The following is a 367-nucleotide window of genomic DNA, read 5'->3' on the forward strand; positions in this document are numbered from 1 at the left end:
ACCTGGCCCTGGAAGGCATCGCGCCCTCGATCGGCTCGGTCGGCGATGCCTACGACTACGCGCTGATGGAGAGCGTGATCGGCCTGTTCAAGACCGAGTGCGTCCGCGCCACCGTCTTCCACGCCGGGCCCTACAAGGCCGTCTCCGACGTGGAGTACGCCACTGCCGGCTGGGTCGACTGGTGGAACAACCGACGTCTGCACGGCCCCCTCGGAATGATCACCCCGAACGAGGCCGAGGAGGCCCACTACGCTGCCCTCATCCCGCCGGAGCAGCCCGTATGAGAGCGGCACGAAACCTGGGGCGCTTCACTCCGCCGTCGACGACCATTCCCGGCTGGCCTACTGCGAGGTGCTGCCCGACGAGC

The 367-nt window shown here is 68.1% G+C and carries 1 protein-coding gene; it reads left to right on the forward strand.

The genetic code is table 11. The features are described from left to right. Positions 1-284, forward strand: a 284-nt coding sequence (locus E9565_RS22050) for an integrase core domain-containing protein (protein WP_236836743.1), incomplete at its 5' end; no start/stop codon positions are given. Positions 285-367: the final 83 nt, after the last annotated feature.

The organism is Blastococcus sp. KM273129 (assembly GCF_021698995.1).
Classification (GTDB): Bacteria; Actinomycetota; Actinomycetes; order Mycobacteriales; family Geodermatophilaceae; genus Blastococcus.